The sequence below is a fragment of the Arthrobacter sp. UCD-GKA genome (assembly GCF_001863355.1).
GTDB lineage: Bacteria > Actinomycetota > Actinomycetes > Actinomycetales > Micrococcaceae > Paeniglutamicibacter.
Genome location: NZ_MOLR01000013.1, coordinates 161,088 through 167,599, shown reverse-complemented (window position 1 = coordinate 167,599; position 6,512 = coordinate 161,088). Strand labels below are relative to the sequence as shown.

Sequence of the window (6,512 nt, the reverse complement as noted above, 5' to 3'; positions counted from 1 at the left end):
CGGGTCGGTGCCCGGCCAGGGCGGGAACAAACTGGGAAAAGCGGTCCTCACATAGCTTCCGGAAGCCCAAGGCGTTGAGGAAGCCGGCCAGCATTCCCAGCCCTGCGTGGGACACCAGTGCCTGGGCAGTCAGGGATGCCGGAATGACAGGGAAAACTGCGGTAGAATTGAGCACTGAAAAGGTGACCCTTTCAACTGGTGGATATGAGGCTTAGACACTTCCATTTTCCCAGTTCAGGTCACCTTTTCCTCGTTAAAGACGGTTAATGACTTCCTACCTCATGAAACCGCTGGGTTAATTGGCTGTGGGGCCCGGCATCGGCCGGGCCCCACGCGAAGCAGGAATCAGTCAGGAGGTGCGAAGCTACTTCACCAGGTAGCCGCGCAGGTCGTCGAGCACGATCGAGGCACCAGTCGGGCCCAGGCCCAGGAACCAGACGTCGTCGTTCACCCGCTGCACGTTCCCGGCCTTGACGGCCTCGAGCTTGTCCCAGATCGGGCCCTCGAGCGCGGCCTTCTCGCCGGTGGCTTCCGGGGTGCCGTAGGAAGTGTAGAAGATCCAGTCCGAATCGGCCTCGGCCAGGTTCTCGGCGGAAATCTCCTTGGCGAGGTCCTCGATGTCCTGGTTGGCCGGGCGGGAGAACCCTGCGTCGTCCAGGATGACGCCGATCAGCGAGGCATTGCCGTACAGCCGGATCTTCTCGGGCATGAAGCGCAGCAGGGAGATCTTCGGATCGCCCTCAACGTCCTTGTTCAACGCCGTGGCCTTGTCCTGGTAGGCATTGAGCACCTCGACGGCCTTGGTCTCCTCACCGAGCGCGGCGGCGGCCAGCCGGAAGTTTTCCTTCCACGGGAAGCCCGGGCGGATCGAGAAGACGGTCGGGGCGATCTGCGAAAGCTGCGGGTAGAGCTTGTCGGCGCGCAGTTGCGAGCCGATGATCAAGTCCGGCTTCAGGGCCGCGACGGCCTCCAGGTTCAGTTCCTGGATGGTGCCCACGGTCTTGGCGTCCTTGACCGCGTCGGCCAGGTAGCTGGGGATCGAGTTGGCGCCCTCGGTGGAGGGGATGCCGACCGGCGTGAGCCCCAAGGACAGCACGGCGTCGAGTTCGCCGGTGTCCAGCACCACGACGCGCTCGGGCTTCTTGGCGATCTCGGTGGTGCCGTTGGCATGGGTCAGCGTGCGCGGGAAGACGCCCGGGGCCGCATTGGCGCCGAACTTGGCGGTGGCCTCGTCCGCGGTGGAGAAGCGCTCCCCGCCGACGGCGACATCGGAGTTGCCCGGTGCGGTGTCGGTGGAGCCTCCGGCTGCGCAGCCCGCGGTCAGGGCGATCAGGAACAGGGCGGCTGCTGCCTTGGCGGCGCCGAAACGGGGCCGAAGGCTAGAAGAAATCAATTTCACTACGCAAACGTATCCTATTGATGTTGCCCGTGCCTAAGCGGTGTTGTCCGAGGGGGACGTCGACGCGGTAGTGTTGAACGGTTCGAAGCTAAGGAGACGATGCGTGGCCAGTCCCACCCCCGCTGCGGTGAACCCCGAAAACGCCCCAGCCAGCGCCGAAAAAGCAGCCTGTGGCCGTTCGACGGCGACCATGGAACCGCTGCTGCCCGCGAAGATTCCGGGCGCGCTTGCGCGTCGCACGGGCGTTTTGCTGTGTTTCGCATTGTTGCTGGTGCTGCTGGCGTTCTTCTCCCTGGCCGTGGGTTCCAAGCACATCGAACTGGCCGCGGTGTGGCAGGCCCTGCTGGACCCCGACGGTTCCGCCGACCACGCCATCATCCGCGACTCCCGCCTCCCGCGCGCCGTCCTGGGCGTCCTGGCCGGAAGCGCGCTGGGCATCGCCGGGGCGCTGGTCCAATCCATGACCCGAAACGCCCTGGCCGAGCCGGGGATCCTGGGCGTGAACGCCGGTGCCTCGCTGGCGATTGTCATTGCCGTGGGCACCTTCGGGATCAACGGGTTCAACGGCTACGTCTGGTTCGCCTTCGGCGGGGCGGTGTTGGCCACCGGCGCCGTGTACCTGGTGGGCATGGCCGGGGCCCGTTCCAGCGACCCGGTGCGGCTGGTGCTGGCCGGGGTGGCCCTGGGGGCGGTGCTCTCCGGGATCGGCACGGCCCTGGCCCTGGTGCACCCCTCGGCCTTCGACCAGCTGCGGGCCTGGACCATCGGCTCCCTGGMGGGCCGCTCCGCGGACGTGCTGGCCCCGCTGGGAATTGCGGTGATGGCGGGCGTGGTGCTGGCCGGCCTCGCAGGCCGCTCGCTCAACGCACTGGCGCTGGGGGACGACACCGCCCTGGCCCTGGGCTACAGGGTGGGACGGGCCCGCGTGCTGATCTTGCTGGCCGTCACGGTGCTGGCAGGTGCTGCCACCGCGGCGGTGGGCGCGATCAGCTTCCTGGGCTTGATGGCCCCGCACCTGGCCCGCCGCTTTTCCGGGCCCGACGCCCGCTGGATGCTGGCCTACACCGCGGTGCTCGCCCCGATCATCCTGCTGCTGGCCGACGTGCTGGGCCGGGTCGTCATCCCCGGGGAACTCGAGGCCGGGGTGGTCTGCGCGTTCGTGGGCGCCCCGGTGCTGGTCCTGCTGGCCCGCCGCAAGAAGCCGGTCGCCGTATGAGCGCCGGGCCCCAAGCCCCGGCGGCCGCCCGGGCCAGGCGCCTGGGCCGCGAGACCGCGCTGTGCCTGCTGCTCTCGGGATTGGCCGTGCTCTTCGCCCTGCTGGCCATCGGCAGCGGCGACTACCCCATGGGCCCGGGAAAGGTCCTCAACGTCATCCTCGGCGGAGGGGAGGGGCTGGAGGGCACCATCGTGTTCCAGTGGCGTGCCCCGCGTGCCGTGGCCGCACTGGCCTTCGGCGCCGCACTGGGCGTGGCCGGCGCGGTGTTCCAGTCGCTGACCCGCAACCCGCTGGGCTCCCCGGACATCATCGGCTTTTCCACCGGCGCCTACACCGGGGCGCTGCTGGCACTGACCCTGGCCGGCGGCAGCTTCCTGGCCATCTCGCTCGGTGCGCTCGCCGGGGGCCTGCTCACCGCCCTGGCGGTGTACTTCCTGGCCTGGCGGAGCGGCTCCCACGGCTTCCGGCTGATCCTGGTGGGCATCGGCATCTCGGCGATGCTCGCGGCCCTGAACCAGTGGCTGGTGCTGCGCGCGGAGATCGAGGTGGCCATGGCCGCGGCGGTGTGGGGAGCAGGAACCCTCAACGGGGTCGGCTGGCCGGTGCTCGTCCCGGCGCTGATCGCCATCGTCCCGGTCCTGGGACTGGTCCTGGCCGGCGGGACGACGCTGAACATGCTGGAGATGGGGGACGACACAGCCACCGCGCTGGGCGTGCGCGTGGAACCGGCACGCCTGGCGATGGTGGTGCTGGCCGTGCTGCTGACCGCCGCCACCACCGCGGTTGCCGGGCCCATCGCCTTTGTGGCGCTGGTGGCCCCGCAACTGGCCAAGCGGCTGAACCGCGCCGCTGGCATGCGCCTGGCACCGGCCGCCTGCATGGGTGCGCTGCTGCTGGCCGCCAGCGACCTGGTGGCCCAGCGGCTCTTCGCCCCGGTGCAGCTGCCGGTGGGCGTGGTGACCGTGAGCGTCGGCGGGATCTACCTGATCTGGCTGCTGGCCCGCGAGGGACGTGCCGCCAAGCGGACCTAGCCCGCGGTGGCGCGCAGCCAGGCCGCGGCGTTGGCGCCCAGCAGGCCCGTCGCGGCCAGCGCGGGCCCGTCGGCGGCTGAAAAGAGCAGCGGCTCGCCCGCGGGCAGTGGCACCGGGGACCCGGAGAGGTTCAGCACGTTGATGGTGGATCCGTTGCGGATGGCCAGCACCCCGGGCAGCTGCGGGTTCGCGTAGAAGGCCAGCGATCCGAGCCCCAGATCCAGCTCGCTGCGCAGCGCCAGGGCCCGGCGGTACAGGTTCAGCGTGGAATCCGGGTCGTCCTCCTGCAGGTCGCGGGAGAACCCGGCCCAGCCTTCCGGCTGCGGCAGCCAGGAGTTCCCGGTGGGGGAGAACCCGCAGGCCGGGGCGTCGTGCACCCAGGGGATCGGCACGCGGCAGCCGTCGCGGCCGATGCGCTGCCCGTGGCTGCGCAGGAAGGTGGGGTCCTGGCGGTAGGCGTCTTCCAGCGTGGTGTGGTCGCCCAGCCCCAGTTCCTCGCCCTGGTACAGGTAGGCGCCCCCGGGCAGCCCGAGCATGAAGACCGTCGCGGCACGCGCCCGGGTCCGGCCAAGCACGGCGTCGGGCTGCGGGTCGCGCGGGCCGATCCCGTCACCCAGGTCCATGGCGCGGCCGTCGTATCCGAAGCGGGTGGCATGGCGGGAGACGTCGTGGTTGGACAGCACCCAGGTGGTCGGCGCATCCACGGCGTCGAAGGCGGCCAGCGAGTCGCCGATGACCTCGGCCAGGGCGTCGCGGTCCCACAGGGTGCGCAGGAAATCGAAGTTGAAGGACTGGTGCATCTGGCCCGGGGCCACCCAGTCGGCCAGGCGGGTCAGCGGGCGCACGTTGGCCTCCGAGCAGAGCACCGGCTCCCCGGGGTACTGCTCGCAGATCTCCCGCCAGCGGGCGAAGACCCGGTGCAGCTCGGGCTGCCCGAACATGGGCGCGTCGGCGAAGGGGAATCCGGGCCTCGGGGTGCCGTCCGGGGCCCCGCCCCAGTCGGGCAGCCCGTCCTTCTTGAACATCGCGTGGGCGACGTCGATCCGGAAACCCCCTGCCCCGGCGTCCAGCCAGAAGCGCAGGGTTTGCTCGAACTCTTCCTGCACCGCGGGGTTGCGCCAGTTGAAGTCGGGCTGGGTCGCGTCGAAGAGGTGGAAGTAGTACTGGCCCGGCGTGCCGTCGGCCTCGGTGACCCGCTTCCAGCCGGAGCCGCCGAAGAGCGAAGACCAGTTGTTCGGCGGGGTGTTCCCTCCCTCGCCGCGCCCGTCGGCAAAGTGGAACATGGCCCGCTCCGGGGAGCCGGGACCGGCGGCCAGGGCCGCGGCGAACAAGGCGTGCTCGTTGGAACAGTGGTTGGGGACGATGTCGATGATGATGCGGATGCCGAAGGACTTGGCGGCACTGATCAGGGTCTTGGCATCCTCCATGGTGCCGAAGAGCGGGTCGACTCCCCGGTAGTCGGACACGTCGTAGCCGGCGTCCCTTTGCGGGGAGGGGAAGAAGGGGGAGAGCCAGATGGCGTCCACGCCCAGGGTGGCGATCTTGGGCAGCTCGGCGGTGATCCCGGCCAGGTCGCCCATGCCGGACCCGGTGGAGTCCTTGAAGGAGCGCGGGTAGACCTGGTAGATCACCGCACGGCGCCACCACAGCTCGCCCGCCGATGGTTCGTGCAGCACCGGCTGCAGCGCATAGGGAGGAAGGGCTTCGTTCTGGGCATCCGACGCGCTGGCGGCGTCCACGGGTAGCGACATGGTTCCAGCCTATCCATTCGGCGGTGGAATCGGTGGGGCGCCGGCGGTGCGTTACCGGCCGGCCGGGGGCGCGGTGGAGGTGCGCAGCACGAACTCGGTGGGGAAGAATTCGTCGGCCTGCGGCTCGCCGGAGCCGCCCTCGCCGAGCAGCCCCATGATGCGGGCCACCGCCGCCTCGCCCTGTGCGGCGGGGTGCTGGGCGATGGTGGTCAACCCGTACAGTTCCCCCAGCTCGTGCCCGTCGATCCCGATGACCGAGAAGTCCCCGGGCAGCGACAATCCCAGGTCACGGGCCGCCATGAGGGCGCCGAAGGCCATCTCGTCCGAGGCGCAGAGCAGCGCGGTGGGCCGCCCGCGCGGGTTGGACAGCAGGCTGCGGACCTTTTGGTAGGCCCCGGCGGTGGTGAAGTCAGCGTCCAGCAGCCACTGCGGGTTCACGGTGATCTCCGCCTGGTCCAGGGCGTATTCGAACCCGTCCAGGCGCGCGCCGGGAAGCTTGAAGTCCACGTTGAACACGTCGGCGCCGCCCAGGAAGGCGATGTCCGTGTGTCCCAGGGACACCAGGTGCTCGGTGGCCAGGGAGGCGATGTTGAAGTCGTCCACGCGGATGGTCGACACCTCGGGAAGCAATCCGCCCAGGGCCACCAGCGGCTTGCCGACCGCGCGCAGCTGGTGCAGCTCCGGTGCGGTGAGCTTGAGGGTCACGGTGATGACCGCGTCCAGGCGCTGGCGCATCAACAGGTCCTGGAAGACCGCGTCGCGGTGCCGCTGCTCCCCGCTGGTGTTGTACAGGGTCAGGTCGTAACCGCGTTCGTTGAGTTCCTGCGTGGCGCCCTGCAGCACGTTGGCGAAGTACCAGCGCGAGATGGTGGGCACCACGATGCCGATGTTGCGGCTGCGCCCCGAGGCCAGCGAGGAGGCGTTGTAGGACAGCACGTAGCCCAGTTCCTTGGCCGCCTTCGCGACGGACTCCCGGGAGGCAGCCGAGACCTTCCCCTTCCCGGACAGGGCACGGGAGACCGTGGCGACCGAGACCCCGGCACGAAGTGCGACGTCCTTGATGCTTGCCATGTTGTTCGGCTTCCTTGTCCTGGGTAGCGGGTGACGGCCGGAGT

5 protein-coding genes and 1 pseudogene are annotated in these 6,512 nt (G+C 69.8%); 2 read left to right on the top strand and 4 right to left on the bottom strand.

What is annotated here, in order from left to right:
• A pseudogene (locus tag BLJ79_RS23095) lies at positions 1 to 175 on the bottom strand (IS1380 family transposase); the annotation flags it as partial.
• A gap of 189 nt (positions 176 to 364) precedes the next feature.
• Positions 365 to 1,399 (bottom strand): ABC transporter substrate-binding protein, encoded by a 1,035-nt coding sequence (locus BLJ79_RS19330; protein ID WP_502686114.1) that lies wholly within the window; start codon positions 1,397 to 1,399, stop codon positions 365 to 367.
• 103 nt (positions 1,400 to 1,502) lie between these two features.
• On the opposite strand from BLJ79_RS19330, the gene BLJ79_RS19325 reads away from it, so the two are divergent.
• Together BLJ79_RS19325 and BLJ79_RS19320 are read left to right on the top strand one after the other, a co-directional pair.
• Positions 1,503 to 2,615, top strand: a complete 1,113-nt coding sequence (locus BLJ79_RS19325) for an iron chelate uptake ABC transporter family permease subunit (RefSeq protein ID WP_071216401.1) — start codon at positions 1,503 to 1,505, stop codon at positions 2,613 to 2,615.
• Positions 2,612 to 3,646: a FecCD family ABC transporter permease gene (locus BLJ79_RS19320; protein ID WP_071216400.1), complete on the top strand. Its 1,035-nt coding sequence runs from the start codon at positions 2,612 to 2,614 to the stop codon at positions 3,644 to 3,646. The genes BLJ79_RS19325 and BLJ79_RS19320 overlap by 4 nt, the downstream gene beginning before the upstream one ends.
• Here the strand turns inward: BLJ79_RS19320 and BLJ79_RS19315 are convergent.
• Both BLJ79_RS19315 and BLJ79_RS19310 read right to left on the bottom strand, forming a co-directional pair.
• Positions 3,643 to 5,397 (bottom strand): glycoside hydrolase family 13 protein, encoded by a 1,755-nt coding sequence (locus BLJ79_RS19315; RefSeq protein ID WP_071216399.1) that lies wholly within the window; start codon positions 5,395 to 5,397, stop codon positions 3,643 to 3,645. The two genes, BLJ79_RS19320 and BLJ79_RS19315, sit on opposite strands and share 4 nt — an antisense overlap.
• A gap of 51 nt (positions 5,398 to 5,448) precedes the next feature.
• Positions 5,449 to 6,468, bottom strand: a complete 1,020-nt coding sequence (locus BLJ79_RS19310; protein WP_071216398.1) for a LacI family DNA-binding transcriptional regulator — start codon at positions 6,466 to 6,468, stop codon at positions 5,449 to 5,451.
• Positions 6,469 to 6,512: the final 44 nt, after the last annotated feature.

What these genes read in the sequence shown, in the direction of transcription:
- BLJ79_RS19310 (WP_071216398.1), bottom strand. Translation starts at nt 6,468, where the DNA reads ATGGCAAGCATCAAGGACGTCGCACTTCGTGCCGGGGTCTCGGTCGCC.
- BLJ79_RS19315 (WP_071216399.1), bottom strand. Translation starts at nt 5,397, where the DNA reads ATGTCGCTACCCGTGGACGCCGCCAGCGCGTCGGATGCCCAGAACGAA.
- BLJ79_RS19320 (WP_071216400.1), top strand. Translation starts at nt 2,612, where the DNA reads ATGAGCGCCGGGCCCCAAGCCCCGGCGGCCGCCCGGGCCAGGCGCCTG.